A 17158-nucleotide genomic window follows, 5' to 3' on the forward strand; every position below is an offset into this window, starting at 1 on the left:
TCCAATATGCTGGAGCATCGTGCTTCTTTCAGATGACCGGCTCTCATGGAAAAAGCCTACGACGTCCCCGCGCTGCGCCGCGCGAACGACATTCTCGAAGCGCTCGCCGCCGCCGCGAAACCGGTGCGCGCCGCGACGCTCGCGGAGCACACTGGTCTCTCGCGCAGCACGCTTTACCTGATGCTCGACACGCTCGCGCGCATGCAGTGGATCGAGAAGCGCGACGACGGCTACGTGATCGGCGTCGGCCTCTTCGAACTCGGCAACGCCTACGTGCGGCACGACAAGCTGCAGGCGGCGTTTCGCGAGGGCGCGGGCGCGTTCATCAACCAGCACAACGAGGTCGTGCAGCTGGCGGTGCTCGACGGCGTGCAGGTGGTGTATGTCGCGCGCGAGGACGCGCATCGGCCGGTGCGGCTCGTATCGGATCTCGGCTCGCGGCTGCCCGCGCATTGCTGCGCGCTCGGCAAGGCGCTGCTCGCGGGATTGCCGGACGACGCGGTCATCGAGCGATTGCCCGAGCGCCTCGAAGCGGTGACGCCGCGAACCATCACGCGCCGCGCCGCGTTGCTGCGCGAACTGGCGTCGATACGCGTGAGCGGCCTTGCGGTCGAACGCGAGGAAGTCGCCGAAGGGCTCGCGTGCTTCGCGGCCTATGTCGGCACGACGCCGGCGGGCAAGCGCGTCGCGGTATCGACGAGCGTGCCCATCGGCCGGCTCGATGCCAGGCGCGAGAAGCAGATTTGCATCGGCATCGTGCAGCTCGCGGAGCAGTTGCAGCGGGCGTTGTGAACCCCGCGTTGCAGGCCCATCACGCCAACGCATGCGCTTCGGCTTCCTCATGGACTTCCCGCGCGCGATGTGCCGCGATCAGCACGTCGCAGCGCGCTTTTGCGCACACCACGTCGCGCAGGCGCTCGCGGCCGTGCGCCCAGCCGGAATCCGTCTCGCCGCCGAGCACGATGAGGTCCGCGCCCGTTTCGACTGCCGCCTTCGCGATGGCTTCGCCGACCGTCGCGCCCGGCGGCAGCGTCATGCTGATGCCGGTTCCGTCGATGCCCGCGCTCTCGATCTGCCGCACGCTATAGCGCGTGAGCGCGCGGGCGTGGTCGTCAATGAGCGCGGCCGTATCGCGCGTGTTGCAGTCGCCGGTGACGACCGCCCACCACGGCGTTTTATCGACGACATGCAGCGCGGTCAGCCGCGCGTTGCACTCGCGCGCGCGAGCGATGGCGGCGCAAAGGGCGCTCTGGCTGAGGCTCGTGCCTACCGCGACGAGAATGTGCTTATACATGATGGCCTCCGGTTCGGATTGCCGCATCGGGATGAAAGCGGCATGGAGGCATGATCGGCGCGCAGAGTTAGCAGCAAATGAGGGTTCGGCGCGCAGTCATCGCCGCCGCTTCTTCCAGTCGTAACCGGCGGGCGGATCGGCCACGCCCGGCTTGCCGACCGACTGCGGATTCTCGCTGCACAGCGTGACGAAGCCGATCGCATCGCCTTCGGCTTGCCGCTTTCGTAATTCTTCGGCGAAGCGCAAGGCGTCGCCGAGCGCGGTCGGATCGAATTTTCGGTGGCGCGCCTGGCTTTGCGCGCCGGGATCGCCATCGAGCCAGTAGACGACGAACATCGTGTTGCCTCGCTATGTGGGAAGAACCGGCGACGCGCGCGGTCGTGCCCCGTCATGATCCGTTCCATTCGTGGTGCAAAAGCTTCGCAAAGTGTTCCTGCGATGCTCGCGTTCGGGCACCGGGTATTCCCGAAGTGCAAAGCGTGCGCCCCGCTTGCCGCCTGAGAATGCGCCGGGTGCTGCGGCGCGGTACACGGGTTGCTCGATACCACGGTCACTTCGAGGCCCACGACATGCAAACGATGCAACGACAGGCACACATCCCGGAAGAAGCCGTGTGGCAGATTCCCGTGCGCGCCGCCCACCACGATGAGCCGCGCGTACTCGTCGCCGACGACGATCTCGACGCCACCCGCGCGCTTTGTCTTGCGCTCGAAGACGCCGATTTCAGCGTGCGCGCCGTGCACACCGGCCTCGATGCGGTCACGCTCGCGCGCAAGTGGCGCCCCGGCGTGGTGCTGCTCGATCTGATGATGCCGCTCGGCGACGGTTGGGAAGCAGCGGAAGCAATCCGCGCGCTCGATCTTTCGATGATGCTCATCGCCCACACGGGCCGCACGTGCCCCGACGACCGGGCGCGCGCGCAGCGCACGGGCTTTAACGGCTATTTCATCAAACCGACGGAGCCGGAGCGCATGATCCACGTGATGCGCACGTATTTCGCGACGTACGAGCCGCATCGCGCGCGAGAATGTTGATCGTAGGGCGGCGGGAAATTGCGCGCGTTCAGGCGTTGACGCGTCGCGCGGGAATATCGTCGATGGCGACGGCAGTCTGTTCGGTCTCGCACTCGACGTGCTGTTTCAACACGTCATCCCAGTACTGGCAGTAGCCGGCCCAGAACGGCATCTGCGTCCGCGAGCAGGCATCGCTCGGCAGCGGATGCGGCAGCATGCGGCTCAGGCGGCCGACTTCCTTGCGCTTCCATTGCAGCAGCGCGCGCCGCGGGCCGCGGATTGCCGGACACAATTCGTTCATATGCGACACGGCGTGCCAAAAACCTTCGGCGGGGCGCGAGGCCATCGCCGTCAGAATGGCCGTGTTCGGGCGCGGTCCGCGTTCGTGACAAATGATCGCGCCGATTTGCCCGAGGATGAACATCGCTTTTTCGATAGATTGGTCGGCCGGCTGCTGCATGGCGTCCTTCATTTTTGATGATCGTGTTTGGCGCGGGAGGGTGCTGCTTAAGCATCAACGAGAGCCGATGGAAGTCTCGCTTCCGTCGTTCTCGATATTGATACGTTGTTGCGCGACGCCATAAAGATACAGTATCGAAAATGCTTCGCACCGCCGATCGACAAAAATATACGTTTTTGAGATAGCGTGTCTGACGATGAGCCGGGAGAGCGCATCAATCGCTGTCGATGCGCAGCACGTGCCGCTCGAACAACGCGCGGACGCCCTTGTGCACGACGTCGTCATCGCACGTCACGGCTGCGACGATGCGCTCTTCCGGCGCCACGAAGATGAACTGCTCGCCGAATCCCGCCGCGAAGAAGTAGCGCGGCGCGATCCACCAGAGATAGCCATAGCGCGCGTCATGCATCGGCGGGCCGCCTTCGCTGTGAACGGACACGGCGTCGTCTATGAACGATGCATCGATGATCTGCCCGCCACGGTCGAGCATCAGCGTGGCGAGCTTCGCCATGTCGCGTGCGCGCAGCAGGAGGCCGCGTCCGGCGAAGGTGTGGCCGGCTTCATCGGCGATCCATTCGTAGCTGTCGATGCCGAGCGGCGCGAACAGCTTCTCGCGCACGTACTGTTCGAGCGTCCGGCCGGCCACCGTTTCCACCGCGATGGAAAGCAGCTGCACCGCGTGCGTGTCGTAGACGAACTGCGTGCCGGGTGCATGCACGATGGGCCGCGACAGCACGAACGTCAGCCGGTCCTCGCCGCCCGCGAAGCGCTCGCACGGGCCGAGCACGCAATCGTCGATGGCGCCCTGATCCCACTCGAAGCCCGCCGTCATGTTCAGCAGATGCCGCAACGTGATGCTTCGCACGCGGTCGTCCAGCGCGGGGTTGCGCGCGGCGTCGATGAAGTCGCAGATGGGCGCATCGAGGCTCGGCAGCAATCCTTCGCCGAGCGCGATGCCGACCGCGAGTCCCACGACGCTCTTTGTCGCCGAGTTGATGTTTTCGAGCGTCTCGGGCGATGAATCGTGCCGATAGTGTTCGAAAGCTAGCTGACCATCGCGTAAGACAACGAAAGTGCGTACCGCGCTGCCTTCGGCTTCGAGTGCGTGACGCAAGGCAGTGAACGCATTATCCTGATGCCTGGCGCTTGATTCGTTTCTGGATTCTTTTTGCATGAGCGTGAAGGAACGGAATAAGCAGGGAATCGAATAAGCAGGAAACCGAAGCAGTGGCCGCGGCGGGACCGGATCGTGCTTGATGCGCAAGCAAGCCGGATGCCGCAGCCATCGATCGAAATCTATCAGGAACCCAACCGTGCCCGTTCGGCGACTCGCGACGCTGTGGCGTCTTGGCAGGGCATTCGTGCGTGAAAGCCGTTCGACGCAGGACGGCGCGTCGATGCAGCACGTCGCGCGTTTCTTCGCGCAGCACGGCGCGCGCGCCGCGCCGCTCAGCGCGGGCGTGCCGGCGCTCACGCAGTTGCCGCGCGTGCTGACGACGGTGTCGGGCGTGCTCACGCGTCATCCGGCGCTGGCGGAAACGGCGGTGCGCGTGGCGTTGACCGAGATGGACGGCCTCTTCGCGTCCTATGATGCCGAGCAGTTCCGCGTGGCGTGCACGCTCGCGCTGGCCGCCGCGCCGCGCGCCGATATCGACGGCGTGAGCCTTGCGCCACTGCGCTCGGGTATCGCGGAGCAGACGCACGCGGCGCGCATCGCTGGCGTTCCGGTGCGCATCACGCTGCTGCGCGCCGATGCGCGCGAGGAATTGATCGACGATCTCGATCTCGCGCTCGCCGCCGCGCGCTTCGCGGAGCGGCGTTCGACCACGGCGCGCGAACTGCATGCGGCCGAATGCGTGCGCCTTGCACGCGAGAACGTCGATTCGATGATCGACCTCCGCCAGCGCGCCGCTGATCAAAGCTATCTGCGTTACCGTCTGCGCGACGACGACCGCATCGCCGTGCCCGAAGTGCTCTGGGATTTCTGCAGCGACGCGATCTTGACGACGCGCGCGATCGATACCGTGCCGCTCGCCGACGCGCACGCGCTCGCATCGCACGGTTTGCAACAGGCGGATCTCGTCGCGACGCTCATCGAAGCGTTCTTCGAAATGGCGCTCGGCCAGGGTTTCTATCACGCGGGACTGGACGCGGCGGGCGCGCGCGTGAGCATCGAGCCGGGGACGTTCGGGCAGATCGTGCTCGAAGCCGATAACCCGATGACCTTCTTCGCCGCGCACGAGCGCGAGTTCATGGTGGGCGTGTCGAATGCTTTGCTCGACGGCGATCACAAGGCGGCGGCGCGCACGCATCTCGAGCACGGGCGGCCGGACGCGCACGCGGCGCATCACGAGGTGCGCGTGGAAGCGACGTATCGGCGGGAGGCGGAGCGGTTCTCGTCGCCGCAAGCGTGCCGGGCGACGAACGTGTCGCATCTCTTCGGCGCGATCGGCGCGGCGCCCGCCGAGCATAAGTTCAGCGCGGCGCACGGGCGGATTGCGTCGCGAGCCGTGATGCTCTCGCGTTCGATGGAAACGATCGAGCGCATGGCGCACGCCGTCGCGCCGGATGTCGATGTGTGGGTGATCGCGCGTCGCGTGATTGCGCGGCTCGCGGCGGACCAGTTCGGCTTGCACGGCCTCGTCGCGCATCTCGCGCGTGAAGCGACGCACTGGCCGCACATGCTGCCGCGCTTGCCGACGCTCATCGCCAAGCGCGCGGGCGCCGCGCAAAGCGGGTAGGTATCGTCACGCGCTTTAAGCGCGCGTGCCCGGACTCATGCGCTCCGCGATCGCGCGGCACGCTTCGCAGAGCGGTGCGACGTAGGTTTCCATCGGCGTTTCGCTCTTGCGGAACAACGGAATGCTGACGCTCACGCAGCCGAGCGTCGCGCCGTTCGCTCCCACGATCGCGCTGCCGTAGCAGAAAATCTGCGCTTCGTTTTCTTCGCGATCTTCCGCATAACCGCGCGCCTGGCAGGCATCGAGTTCGGCGTCGAGCGCGCTTCGCTCGATGATCGTATTCGGCGTGAAGCGCTCGAACGCGATGCCGTGCAGCAGCGCATCGCGCTCGGCGCGTGGCCGCGTCGACAGATACGCCTTGCCGACGGAACTCGAATACAGCGTGACGCGCGTGCCGATGCGCGAGGCCATCCGCACGGCATGCGGGCTTTCGAGCTTTTCGACGTACACCATTTCCGCGCCGCTGCGCACGGCGAGGTGCACCGTTTCCTGCGTGACGTCGCGCAAGGTTTGCAACGCGTCGGCGGCGGCGATGCGCAAGTCCGACCGCTCCCAGCTCCGGCTCGCGAGCGACATCAGGCGCGGACCGAGCGCGTAGCAGCCGCCGCGCGCGCTTTCCGTGACGAGGCCTTCCGCCATGAGCGCGCCGACGATGCGGTACACCGTCGGGCGCGGATAGCAGCTCGCCGTGACGAGACGCGCGATGCTCGGCGGTTCGGCGGCATCGGCGATCAACTGAAGCACCGCCATGAACTTCGAGAAGGCTGCGGTGCCGGTGGCCTTGGCGGCGTCGAGAGAAGCGGGATCGATGGACATGGCTTGCGAGGTGAGGTCGACGCCCGAATTTACGCGACCAGATAGCCGCCGTCGACCGGCACGATCGCGCCCGTCATGAACGACGCCGCCGGCGACGCCAGAAACGCGACCACGCGCGCGACGTCTTCTGGCAAGCCCCAGCGCTTCATCGGCGTGCGATCGAGAATGGCCTGCGAGCGGCCGCCGTCGTCCTGAAGCGCCTGCGTGAGCGGCGTCGCGATCCAGCCGGGCGCGACCGCGTTCACGCGAATGCCGTCCGCCGCATACGCGATGGCGAGCGACTTCGTCAGTTGCGCGACCCCGCCCTTGCTCGCGCTGTACGCGGGCACGAGGCCGCCGCCGAAGAACGTCAGCATCGACGCGGTGTTCACGATCGTGCCGCCCGTTTTCGCGAGCAACGGACGCGCGGCGGCGCACATGCGCATCGTGCCGTTCAGATTGACGGCGATCACGCGCTCGAACGTCTCGATGTCGTGCTCGTCGCCGCGCTTGATCATGCCCGCGCAGTTGACGAGCACGTCGAGCGTCTCGAGGCGCGCGAAGAGATCGGCGGTGCTCGCGGCATCGGCGACATCGAGCGCGGCCACTTCGATGCCACGGAGCGCGTCGCGTTGCGCATCGGTCGGCGCGATGCCGGCGGCGATCACGCGCGCGCCGAGCGCCGCGAACTGCTGCGCGATGCCCGCGCCGATGCCTTGTGTGCCGCCGGTCACGACGACGGTCTTGCCCTTGAAGAGATCAGCTTGAAAAGTCATGTCTGCGAGCCTCAAACGACGGGAACGGGCGACGCGTTTTGCTCGGTATCCTGAATCGGCGTGCGGACGACGAACATATAGACGAGCGCAGCCGCGAACGCGACGGCGGCGGAGATCAGGAACGCGTTCACGAACGAGTGTGTCTTGTCGACGACGAGCCCGGTGATGAACGGCGCGAACGAGCCGCCGAAGTAACCGCCGAAGTTCTGAATGCTGCCGAGCGACGCGACCATGTGGCGCGGAGCCGCCACCGACACGAGCGCCCATGCCGCGCCGCTCGCCATGTTGACGAAAAACATCGCGGCGGAAAGATAGACGATCGCGAGCGTCAGGTTCGGCGTGAACGCGGCCGGCACGGTGAAGAGCGCCGCGCCGATGAGACCGGAGCAGATCGGCCACTTGCGGCTGCGGATCGGGGCGACGCCGCGCGCCATCAGGCCATCGGCGATGAAGCCCGACGACAGCATGCCGAGCGTGCCCGCGAGATAGGGAATCGATACGATCCAGCCCGTCTTCGCGATGGTCAGATGCCGCTCATGTTCCAGATACGCGGGCAGCCACGTCAGATACAGCCACACCATGTAGATGACGCCCATGAAGCCGAAGATCATGCCCCAGGTCGTCGCCTTGCCGAACAGACCGCGCCACTCCGCGAAGCTCATGTTGCGTTCCGCGCGCTGTGCCGGTTCGCCTTCGGTCAGGTGCGCGAGTTCCTGCGGTTCGAGCGCGACATCCTTGCGATTGCGATAAACGATATACCAGCCGATCGCCACCGCGATACCGAGCACGCCCATGATGACGAACATGTTGCGCCAGCCGAACGAGAGCAGCAGCACGGTGAGGATCGGCGGCGCGAGCGCGGGTCCGATCGTCGATGACGTGACGAAGATGCCCGTCGGCTTGCCGCGTTCGCGCTGCGCGAACCATTCCGAGACCACTTTCGCGCCGGCCGGAAACTGCGGCGCCTCGCCGATGCCGAGCGCGACGCGGGCGAACAGGAACTGCTGCAGGTTCGTCACGAGGCCGCCGAACAACTGCGCGACGGACCACACGAACATGCCGAGGCCGAGCATGATGCGCGCGCCGAATCGATCGAGCATCACGCCGATGGGCAACTGCGAGAACGCATACGCGAACGAGAACGCGGAGAGCAGCAAGCCCATCTGCGAAGCGGACAAGCCGAGTTCCTGCGTGACCGAATGATTGGCGATGGACAGCGTGCTGCGGTCCAGATAATTCACGATCCCGGCGAGCGTCAGGAACGTGAGCGCGACCCATTGAATGCGCTTGAGGCGCGGCGATTTGCTCTGCATGTTGTCTCCTCCGAAGTCGCTTCGATGAGGCTTCGGTGTGGTTTATCGAATGCTTTGTTCGAGCCGGGCGGCGATTAACGGATGAACTGATCGACGAAATCCGCGCCCAGGCCGACCGCCTCGTAATGCTTGCGGCACATGTCCACCTTGGTGAACACGTCTTCGTAGCCGGTGTAGTTGCCGTAGGGATCGCAATAGAACATCACGCCGTTCACCTGGAAGTACGTGATCATCTCTTCGACGTCTTCCGGCACGTAGAGCGTGTGCGTTTCGCCGGGCGGCTCGAAGACATAGCTGCCTTCGGTCGCGACCCAGTCGTGTTCGAGATAACGCCAGCGGCCCTTCAGCACCATGCCGTGCACCGCTTGCGGATGACGATGCCGCGACAGCACGCCGGACTTGCGCACGCGCAGCAGGTTCATCCAGTAGCCGGTGGAGACGTTCAGGCAGAGCGGGCGAAACCACACGTTTTCGGCTTGCGGCACCCACTCGCGCTCGTCCGTGGGAATGGCGTTCCCGATGACGATTTCCTTCTGCGCTTCCTTGGGATTGGGATACTGATACGGCGTCATGGCGTCCGCCGTGGGTTTGGGCGCGGGCATCGCGTCTCCTTTGTCCATATTGTGGATTAATGAATCAAATTATGGACAGATGTTCGCGCCAGCTTTCGTGATTGTCAAGATTTGCAACAGTCAGGGAAAACGCGAACAAAAAAAGGCGGGTCCGAATCCGGACCCGCCTTTTCGTGCCGATGAATCGGCTAAAGCGACTTGCTTAACGACTTGCTGCTTAACGCGCCATCATGAGCATGTGGACGTTATGCATGACCCACACCGTGCCGACGATGATCACGAGCGACATGATGATCGTGTAGGCAAAGGACATGGCGTTCCAGCGTTGTTCCTTCGACGAGTTCACGTGCAGGAAGAACACCACGTGCACGACGACCTGAACCGCCGCCAGCACCGCTAGCCACACGAGCCCTTGCTCGCCCGACAGCTTGCCGGCGGTCACGAGCCAGAACGATGCCACCGTGAGAACGACAGCCAGCACGAAGCCGATCAGATATCCGCCCACGGTGACGTGCGGAATATCGCTATGCGTTGTATGCGTATGTGCCATTAGACGACGCTCGCAAGGTAGACGAAGGAGAACACGCAGATCCAGACGATGTCGAGGAAGTGCCAGAAGAGGCTGAGGCAGGCGAGCCGGCGCAGTTCGCGTTCGCCCAGAGCCGGCTTCTTCATCATCTGCACGGCGAGCACGACGAGCCACACCATGCCGAGCGTGACGTGCAGGCCGTGCGTGCCGACCAGCGTGAAGAACGCCGACCAGAACGCGCTGCGCTGCGGACCCGCGCCTTCAGCCACGAGATGCGCGAATTCCTGCAGTTCGAAGCACAGGAAGCCCGCGCCCAGCAGAAACGTGACGGCCAGCCACAGCAGCACGTCGCCCTTCTTCTGGCGATGCGCGGAGATCATCGCGAAGCCGAACGTCAAGCTGCTCGTGAGCAGCAGGCCGGTTTCGATCCCGACATCGCTCAGCTTGAACAGGTCTTTCGCCGTGGGACCGCCCGCGAACTGACTCGCAAACATCGCGAACGTCGCGAAGAGGGAAGCGAACAGCAGGCAGTCGGTCATCAGGTAGGACCAGAAGCCGAATACCGAATGCGACGGCTGGTGCTCGTGCTCGTGCGCGTGTTGCGCGGAAAGTGTCGATTGCGACATTTACAGAACCTCCAGTTCCATTTCGCGGCCCGCGCCTGCCTTGGCCGGGGCCTTCGGCGGACGGTTGCGCTCTTCGGTCGCCTTCACGGTGGCGGCGGGGATGATGTAGCCAGCGTTTTCCGCGAAGCTGTAGCCGATGACGACCGCCGCCGCGCCGATCAGACCGGCGATAGCCAGCCACCAGATGTGCCAGATCGCCGCGAAACCGAGAGCCAGCGCGAACACGCCGACCAGGAAGCCCGCGCTCGTGTTCGACGGCATATGAATGTCGCGCAGCGGACGCGTCTCTACGCGGCCCGTTTCTTTCGCGTTCGCGAAGTCGTCGAGCTCACGAACGGCCGGGACGTGCGCGAAGTTGTAGACCGGCGGCGGCGAGCTGATCGACCATTCGAGCGTGCGGCCATCCCACGGGTCGCCCGTGACGTCGCGATAAGCCGGCTGGTTGCGGCGAATCACGCTCACCACGATCTGCGCGACCTGGAACACCACGCCCAGCGCGATGATGCCCACGCCGCATGCAGCGACGACCAGGTACGGCTGCCATGCGGGGTTGTCGTAGTGCTGCAGACGGCGCGTCATGCCCATGAAACCGAGGATGTAGATCGGCACGAACGCAACGAAGAAGCCCACGAACCAGCAGATGAACGCGTTGCGGCCGAGCTTTTCGTCGAGCTTGAAGCCGAACACCTTCGGCCACCAGTACTGCACGCCCGCGAAGTAGCCGAACACCACGCCGCCGATGATCGCGTTATGGAAGTGAGCGATCAGGAACAGCGAGTTGTGCAGCACGAAGTCCGCGCCCGGAATGGCGAGCATCACGCCCGTCATGCCGCCGAGCGTAAAGGTGATGATGAAGCCGACGGTCCAGAGAACCGGCGTGGTGAACTGCACGCGGCCGCGGTACATCGTGAACAGCCAGTTGAAGATCTTCACGCCCGTGGGAATGGAGATGATCATGGTCATGATGCCGAAGAAGGCATTGACGTTCGCGCCCGAGCCCATCGTGAAGAAGTGGTGCGCCCACACGAGGAACGACAGAACCATGATGCAGCACGTTGCCCACACCATCGTCTTGTAGCCGAAGAGCGGCTTCTTCGAGAACGTCGACACGACTTCCGAGTAGATGCCGAACGCCGGAAGAACCAGGATGTAGACCTCGGGGTGACCCCAGGCCCAGATCAGGTTCAGGTAGACCATCGGGTTGCCGCCGCCGTCATTCGTGAAGAAGTGCATGCCGAGGTAACGGTCCAGGCCGAGCAGCGCGAGCGCGACGGTCAGGATCGGGAACGTCGCCATGATCAGCACGTTCGAGCAGAACGCCGTCCACGTGAACACGGGCAGCTTCATCCACGTCATGCCGGGTGCGCGCATCTTCACGATGGTCACGAAGAAGTTCACGCCGGTCAGAAGCGTGCCGACACCGGACAACTGCAGCGCCCAGATGTAGTAATCCACGCCGACGCCCGGGCTGAACTGCGTCTCGGAGAGCGGCGGATACGCGAGCCAGCCGGTCGTCGAGAACTCGCCGATGAACAGCGACAGGTTGATCAGGATAGCGGCCATGGCCGTCATCCAGAACGAGAGCGAGTTGATGAACGGGAACGCAACGTCGCGCGCGCCGATTTGCAGCGGCACCACGAGGTTGAAGAACGCCACGAGCAGGGCCATCGCCATGAAGAAGATCATGATGGTGCCGTGCGCCGTGAAGATCTGGTCGAAGTGATGCGGCGGCAGATAGCCGGGCGCGTCCATCGCGAGCGCCTGCTGCGCGCGCATCATGACGGCGTCGGCGAAACCCCGCACGAGCATCAGCCCGGCGACGACCAGATACATGATGCCGATGCGCTTGTGGTCGGTCGACGTCAGGTACTCGCGCCAGAGCCAGCCCCATTTTCCGAACTTCGTGAGAGCGGCGACCGTACCGAGCGCGAGGATCGCCATGAGGACGGTCGCCCCCATGATGATCGGCTCGTGATACGGGATCGCCTCAAGCGTTAATTTGCCGAACATGGCTTACCCCTTGGTTACACAATTCGCACCAACGGCAACATTCCCGTTGTTGTACTTGCCGACGATGTTGTTGAAGAGCTTCGGATCGACGGTGGAGAAGTAGCGCACCGCCACCTTCTGGCTCGGACGCGCGACGCCTGCGTAGACGTTCATGTCGAGGCCTTCCGGCGCGGTCTTGACCTTCTGGACCCACGAATCGAAGTCAGCCTGCGACATGGCGAGCGCGCGGAACTTCATGTCGGAGAAGCCTGCGCCGCTGTAGTTGGCCGAGATGCCCGCGTAGTCGCCCGCGTGATCGGCGAGCAGATGCAGTTGCGTCTGCATGCCGGCCATCGCGTAGATCTGGCCGCCGAGTTGCGGGATGAAGAACGAGTTCATCACCGAGTCCGAGGTGATGCGGAAGTTGACCGGCGTGCCGACCGGGAACGCGAGCTGGTTGACCGAAGCGACGCCCAGATCCGGATAGATGAAGAGCCACTTCCAGTCGAGCGCCACGACTTCGACGTTGATGGGCTTCACGTTCTCGACGTTGATGGGCTTGTACGGGTCGAGTTCGTGCGAGGTCCGCCACGTCAGCATGCCGAGATACAGGATGATGGCCGCCGGAATGGCCCACACCACGACCTCGATGGCCGTCGAGTGCGCCCATTTCGGCGCGTAGGTCGCGTTCTTGTTGGATGCGCGATAGCGCCAGGCGAAGATCAGGGTGAGCAGGATCACCGGAACGACGACGAGGAGCATCGTGTAAGTCGCGGTGGCGATGAGCGAGCTTTCCGCTACGCCGATCACGCCTTTCGAATCGAGCACCTCGAGTTTGCATCCCGAGAGACAGACACTGGCCAACAAACCCGATAACAATGGCGCTGCTAAACGGTGAGTATTTTCATTCATTGCATTCGCTGGTTTTTTGGATCGAAGCGTCCTGGGAAGAACGCCGTTTCACGGCGTTGCGCCGCGACGCGATGATGCCACGCGAGATTTATCGCGATATTGCGAAAGTATGGAATTTGGTCTCAAAAGACGCGATTGCGACGCTGTGTCGCGCACGTTCAATCGTCTCGAGAAGTCGTATGGAAAACAGTGACTTTTGTGAACTCATTATTTTGACGGGGCCGCGCGCAGTTGGGGAGTGCGTATGAAACACACTCTTTGCGATGTATCAATTTTTTGCATCGGTGCAGACTTCTATTACGTGTTTCGTCAAATCATGTGGCGACGCCTTTTCGAATGAGTCTGAGCCGTCAAAATGTGAAAGCCGGTGTGGCTCATTCTGGCGAGTTATCCGGTTTTTAATGACCAATATCAAAGAAATGAAAAAGAAGCTATTCATTGCGGCTGCCATTCTGGTAATGCCGATGCTCGCTCGCGCCGCTTGCGAGGACATGATGACGGGGTGGATGACCAAGCTGCATCCGGAGCGCTCCGTCGATACCGAACGCAGCGCGTGCAAGGCGTGGCCCGCGAATCCGCAACTGACGCTCGCGGCGATCACGCTGCCCCACGACGATCAATCCGCCGCGGTGGATCTCGAAGTGCTCGTCGCGGATAGCGCGTCGGGGGCGATCGTCGCGCATCTGTATCGTCCGAACGCGATCACGGACGATGCAATCCGCTTCTCGGACATCGCGATCGATACGGCGCGCTATCAGCTCACGCCGGCGATCCGCGCGTTCGGCGTGCGCGTGAGTCATGAGGGGGCGTCGCGTGCGAATCCGTATGGCGAGACGTCGCTGAGCCTTTACGTGCTCGAAGGCGACACGTTGCGGCCGGTGCTCGACTCGATCGCGGTCGATCACGCGACTGGCGAATGGAACACGCAATGCGAAGGCTCCTACGACTCGACCACCCGAACCATCGCGATGGGCCCCGCCGGCCGCGATGGCTACGCATCGCTGAAGATCGCGGAAAAGACCGTGCGCAGCGACACGCGCATGGTGAAAGACGAATGCGTCAGCAAGAGCGCCGCGCCGAAGCAGTCGAATGTCACGCTCGAATACCGCAATGGGCGATACAGCGTGCCGAAGAGCATGCAGGCCGGCAGCTAACCGCTAACCACGAGCGCGCCGACTACTCCTTTCTGACTAGCGGCTAACCGTCGCGCTCCTCCGCCCGGCGGATAGTCGCCCAACCTCGCGCTCCCTATCCTCGCGATGAAACCTTTCATCACGAGGACAGGACGATGAGCGTCGTCAACTCACCCGCGGCATCGTCGGTCACGGCCGACACCACTGCCTGGCGCGTGCTCTCCGCGAGCACGTTCGCGTTCAACATCTGCTTCGCGGTCTGGATGATGTTCGCGATTCTCGGCATTCCACTGAAGCAGCAGCTTCATCTCACCGACACCGAATTCGGCCTCATCGCCGCCACGCCCGTGCTGACGGGATCGCTTGCGCGCGTGCCGCTCGGCATCTGGACCGATCGCCACGGCGGACGCATCGTTTTCTTCTGCACGATGGCGGTCACCATCGTGCCGATATGGCTCATCGCGTATGCCACCGCGTTCTGGCAATTCCTCGTGCTCGGGCTATTCGTCGGCATTGCGGGCGGATCGTTCTCGGTCGGAACGCCCTGTGTCGCGCGATGGTTTCCGAAGGCGCGACAGGGCCTCGCGATGGGTGTCTTCGGCGCGGGCAACTCGGGCGCCGCGTTGAACAAGTTCGTCGCGCCGGTGTTGATGCTCGCGGCCGGCACGTGGGCCATCGTGCCGAGGGTCTATTCCATTCTTCAGGAAGCGCTCTCGAACGTGCGCAAGCATGCAGAGGCGCGTCACGTGAATGTGACGATCGTCAACGATAGTGGATTCAGTCTCTTGGTCGAGGACGACGGCCTGGGCTACGATCCCGGCGATATGGGCTTCCTCGACGAAAGGCACGTCGGTTTTCACATCATGCGCGAGCGAGCGGAGCGGCTCTCGGCCAGGCTTCAACTGACCGGGTCGCCCAGGCGCGGTGCGCGCGTCGAACTCATTCTGCCAACTCATGCGCGTCAGGCGGTCTGACGCGCGCACGGCATTCGCCGTCCGGGGATCTTCATCATGACCATCCGCATTCTGCTCATCGACGACCACACGCTGTTCCGGTCGGGCGTGCACGCGCTGTTGCAACGCACGCCGGATTTCGAGGTCGTCGGCGAAGCAGCGGATGGACACGAAGGCATCAAACGGGCGAAGCAGTTCTGCCCGGACGTCATCCTGCTCGACATCAACATGCCGGGGCTTTCCGGCCTGGAAACGCTGCGGCTGCTCGTGCAGGACGTGCCTCGGGCGGCCGTGGTCATGCTGACGGTGTCCGAGGACGTGGAGGAATTGTCGGTCGCGCTGCGTGACGGCGCGTGCGGCTTTCTGCTGAAGAACATCGAGGCGGACACGCTCGCCGCGGCCATCCGTAAGGCGGCGGCGGGTCGGCCCGTGATTGCCGACGACATGACCGCGAAGCTCGTCGCGAGCATGCGCCGCCCGGCCGCGCAGACGGATGTTGCGCCGGCCGCGAATGCGTCGGTGGCGGCGTCCAATCCGCTCACCTCGCGCGAACGCGACATCATCCGCGAACTGTCTCGCGGCGCGAGCAACAAGGAAATCGCGCGCACGCTGTCGCTCGCGGAAAGCACCGTCAAGATCCACGTGCGCAACATCCTGCGCAAGCTGAATTTCACGAGCCGCGTCCAGGTCGCGCTCTATGCAGCCGGGCGCGATGCTGCGTCCGTTCTCACCGAATCCATTTGAACGCCGCCGATGCCCCGAACGGGCCACGCGCGCGTCATTCGCCAGTCAGATCATGAATCGAAACCACGCTGAAACCTCAATCTCTTCGACGTCCGCACTTCATGGCTTCGCGCCGCTGACGATTCGCGGGCGCAGCCTGCTGCCCATCGTGCAGGGCGGCATGGGAGTCGGCATCTCCGCGCATCGGCTGGCGGGAAGCGTCGCGCGCGAAGGCGCCGTCGGAACGATCGCGAGCATCGACTTGCGTCATCATCACGCGGACCTGACCGCCGCGTGCAAGGCCGATCCGTCGCGCGAAACGCTCGAGCAGGCGAATCTCACGGCGCTCGCGCGCGAGATCCGCAGCGCGAAGGCGTTGTCGGAAGGGCGCGGCATGATCGCCGTCAACGTGATGAAAGCGGTCAGCGCGCACGCCGACTACGTGCGCGTGGCCTGCGACGAAGGCGCGGACGCCATCGTGATGGGCGCGGGCCTGCCGCTCGACCTGCCCGATCTGACCGAAGGCCGCGACATCGCGCTGATCCCGATTCTCTCCGACAGCCGCGGCGTCAATCTCGTCCTCAAGAAGTGGATGAAGAAGGGGCGCTTGCCGGACGCCATCGTGATCGAGCATCCTGCGCACGCGGGCGGACATCTCGGCGTGACGGACGTATCGGACATGAACAACGAGCGCTTCGGATTCGCGCGCGTGCTCGAAGAACTGGAGACGGTGTTCAAGACGCTCGGCATCACGAGAGCGGACGTGCCGGTGATCGTCGCGGGCGGCATCAACAGTCACGAAGCGGTGCGCACGTGGCTCGCGGCGGGCGCGAACGGCGTGCAGATCGGCACGCCATTTGCCGTCACCGAGGAAGGCGACGCGCATCCGGAGTTCAAGCGCGTGCTCGTGGAAGCCACGCCGGACGATATCGTCGAGTTCATCAGCGTGACCGGGCTGCCCGCGCGCGCGGTCAAGACGCCGTGGCTCACGCGTTATCTGCGCAACGAAGAACGCATTCGCACCAAGATCGGCGCGCGCAAGCAGACGTGCCCGACCGCACTCGAATGCCTGAGCGTGTGCGGTTTGCGCGATGGCATCGAGAAGTTCGGCCACTTCTGCATCGATACGCGGCTCGCGGCGGCGCTGCGCGGCGATGTCGGCAACGGACTCTTTTTCCGTGGCCGCGAGAAACTGCCGTTCGGCGCGGCGATTCGCAGCGTGCGCGAGTTGATCGAACTGCTGCTGACCGGTACGACGAAAGCGGCCGCCGCCGGCTGCTGAATCGAATTCGGTGGATCGTTGGTTGCCCGCCAGCCTCCTACGCTAAG

General features: G+C 64.1%; 20 protein-coding genes and 1 pseudogene. 9 read left to right on the top strand and 12 right to left on the bottom strand.

The window, feature by feature from the left end:
- Positions 1 to 45: 45 nt before the first annotated feature.
- A complete protein-coding gene (locus AWB72_RS16910) occupies positions 46 to 792 on the top strand; it encodes an IclR family transcriptional regulator (protein ID WP_040049049.1) in 747 nt (248 codons plus the stop codon).
- Between the two features lie 19 nt (positions 793 to 811).
- Here AWB72_RS16910 and AWB72_RS16915 read toward each other — a convergent pair whose 3' ends face one another.
- Both AWB72_RS16915 and AWB72_RS16920 read right to left on the bottom strand, forming a co-directional pair.
- Positions 812 to 1294, bottom strand: coding sequence for a universal stress protein (locus AWB72_RS16915; protein ID WP_084592752.1), 483 nt, complete (start codon positions 1292 to 1294; stop codon positions 812 to 814).
- Positions 1295 to 1390: 96 nt separating this feature from the next.
- Positions 1391 to 1630 (bottom strand): hypothetical protein, encoded by a 240-nt coding sequence (locus tag AWB72_RS16920; protein ID WP_040049050.1) that lies wholly within the window; start codon positions 1628 to 1630, stop codon positions 1391 to 1393.
- Between the two features lie 242 nt (positions 1631 to 1872).
- On the opposite strand from AWB72_RS16920, the gene AWB72_RS16925 reads away from it, so the two are divergent.
- A complete protein-coding gene (locus AWB72_RS16925; protein WP_040049221.1) occupies positions 1873 to 2328 on the top strand; it encodes a response regulator in 456 nt (151 codons plus the stop codon).
- A gap of 28 nt (positions 2329 to 2356) precedes the next feature.
- Here the strand turns inward: AWB72_RS16925 and AWB72_RS16930 are convergent, their stop codons facing one another.
- On the bottom strand, positions 2357 to 2779 hold the full coding sequence (locus AWB72_RS16930) for a hypothetical protein (protein ID WP_244285662.1): 423 nt from the start codon (positions 2777 to 2779) through the stop codon (positions 2357 to 2359).
- Between the two features lie 202 nt (positions 2780 to 2981).
- A complete protein-coding gene (locus AWB72_RS16935; protein WP_159459377.1) occupies positions 2982 to 3881 on the bottom strand; it encodes a serine hydrolase domain-containing protein in 900 nt (299 codons plus the stop codon).
- 199 nt (positions 3882 to 4080) lie between these two features.
- On the opposite strand from AWB72_RS16935, the gene AWB72_RS16940 reads away from it, so the two are divergent.
- Positions 4081 to 5508, top strand: coding sequence for an AarF/UbiB family protein (locus AWB72_RS16940; RefSeq protein ID WP_040049052.1), 1428 nt, complete (start codon positions 4081 to 4083; stop codon positions 5506 to 5508).
- A 15-nt stretch (positions 5509 to 5523) separates the two neighbouring features.
- On the opposite strand, the gene AWB72_RS16945 is transcribed toward AWB72_RS16940, so the two are convergent.
- The 8 genes from AWB72_RS16945 to cyoA all read right to left on the bottom strand — a co-directional run bounded on the left by AWB72_RS16945 (position 5524) and on the right by cyoA (position 13020).
- Positions 5524 to 6324, bottom strand: coding sequence for an IclR family transcriptional regulator (locus tag AWB72_RS16945; RefSeq protein ID WP_040049053.1), 801 nt, complete (start codon positions 6322 to 6324; stop codon positions 5524 to 5526).
- 29 nt (positions 6325 to 6353) lie between these two features.
- On the bottom strand, positions 6354 to 7079 hold the full coding sequence (locus tag AWB72_RS16950; protein WP_040049054.1) for an SDR family NAD(P)-dependent oxidoreductase: 726 nt from the start codon (positions 7077 to 7079) through the stop codon (positions 6354 to 6356).
- A gap of 11 nt (positions 7080 to 7090) precedes the next feature.
- On the bottom strand, positions 7091 to 8392 hold the full coding sequence (locus AWB72_RS16955; RefSeq protein ID WP_052449728.1) for an MFS transporter: 1302 nt from the start codon (positions 8390 to 8392) through the stop codon (positions 7091 to 7093).
- 74 nt (positions 8393 to 8466) lie between these two features.
- Positions 8467 to 8994, bottom strand: coding sequence for a 2,4'-dihydroxyacetophenone dioxygenase family protein (locus AWB72_RS16960; protein WP_040049224.1), 528 nt, complete (start codon positions 8992 to 8994; stop codon positions 8467 to 8469).
- Between the two features lie 187 nt (positions 8995 to 9181).
- Positions 9182 to 9514: a cytochrome o ubiquinol oxidase subunit IV gene (gene cyoD / locus AWB72_RS16965; RefSeq protein WP_040049055.1), complete on the bottom strand. Its 333-nt coding sequence runs from the start codon at positions 9512 to 9514 to the stop codon at positions 9182 to 9184.
- A complete protein-coding gene (cyoC, locus tag AWB72_RS16970; protein ID WP_040049056.1) occupies positions 9514 to 10119 on the bottom strand; it encodes a cytochrome o ubiquinol oxidase subunit III in 606 nt (201 codons plus the stop codon). The genes cyoD and cyoC overlap by 1 nt, the downstream gene beginning before the upstream one ends.
- Positions 10120 to 12129 carry a cytochrome o ubiquinol oxidase subunit I gene (gene cyoB / locus AWB72_RS16975; RefSeq protein WP_040049057.1) on the bottom strand — a complete coding sequence of 670 codons (2010 nt, stop codon included), beginning with the start codon at positions 12127 to 12129 and terminating at the stop codon, positions 10120 to 10122.
- Positions 12130 to 12132: 3 nt separating this feature from the next.
- Complete coding sequence (gene cyoA / locus AWB72_RS16980) at positions 12133 to 13020, bottom strand: ubiquinol oxidase subunit II (RefSeq protein ID WP_040049058.1); 888 nt, start codon at positions 13018 to 13020, stop codon at positions 12133 to 12135.
- Between cyoA and AWB72_RS29175 the strand changes: the two genes are divergently transcribed.
- The 6 genes and pseudogenes from AWB72_RS29175 to AWB72_RS17000 all read left to right on the top strand — a co-directional run bounded on the left by AWB72_RS29175 (position 12987) and on the right by AWB72_RS17000 (position 17111).
- The gene (locus AWB72_RS29175) at positions 12987 to 13268 is read left to right on the top strand and encodes a hypothetical protein (protein ID WP_167550964.1); all 282 of its coding nucleotides are present in this window, start codon (positions 12987 to 12989) and stop codon (positions 13266 to 13268) included. The two genes, cyoA and AWB72_RS29175, sit on opposite strands and share 34 nt — an antisense overlap.
- 171 nt (positions 13269 to 13439) lie before the next feature.
- Positions 13440 to 14174, top strand: a complete 735-nt coding sequence (locus AWB72_RS16985) for a PA3715 family protein (RefSeq protein ID WP_052449729.1) — start codon at positions 13440 to 13442, stop codon at positions 14172 to 14174.
- 134 nt (positions 14175 to 14308) lie between these two features.
- A pseudogene (locus AWB72_RS16990) lies at positions 14309 to 14869 on the top strand (MFS transporter); the annotation flags it as partial.
- A 3-nt stretch (positions 14870 to 14872) separates the two neighbouring features.
- Complete coding sequence (locus AWB72_RS29795; protein WP_244285670.1) at positions 14873 to 15127, top strand: ATP-binding protein; 255 nt, start codon at positions 14873 to 14875, stop codon at positions 15125 to 15127.
- Positions 15128 to 15163: 36 nt separating this feature from the next.
- Positions 15164 to 15850: a response regulator gene (locus AWB72_RS16995; RefSeq protein WP_040049059.1), complete on the top strand. Its 687-nt coding sequence runs from the start codon at positions 15164 to 15166 to the stop codon at positions 15848 to 15850.
- Positions 15851 to 15902: 52 nt separating this feature from the next.
- A complete protein-coding gene (locus tag AWB72_RS17000; RefSeq protein WP_052449730.1) occupies positions 15903 to 17111 on the top strand; it encodes an NAD(P)H-dependent flavin oxidoreductase in 1209 nt (402 codons plus the stop codon).
- Positions 17112 to 17158: the final 47 nt, after the last annotated feature.

This window comes from Caballeronia concitans, from assembly GCF_001544615.1.
Taxonomy (GTDB): Bacteria; Pseudomonadota; Gammaproteobacteria; order Burkholderiales; family Burkholderiaceae; genus Caballeronia; species Caballeronia concitans.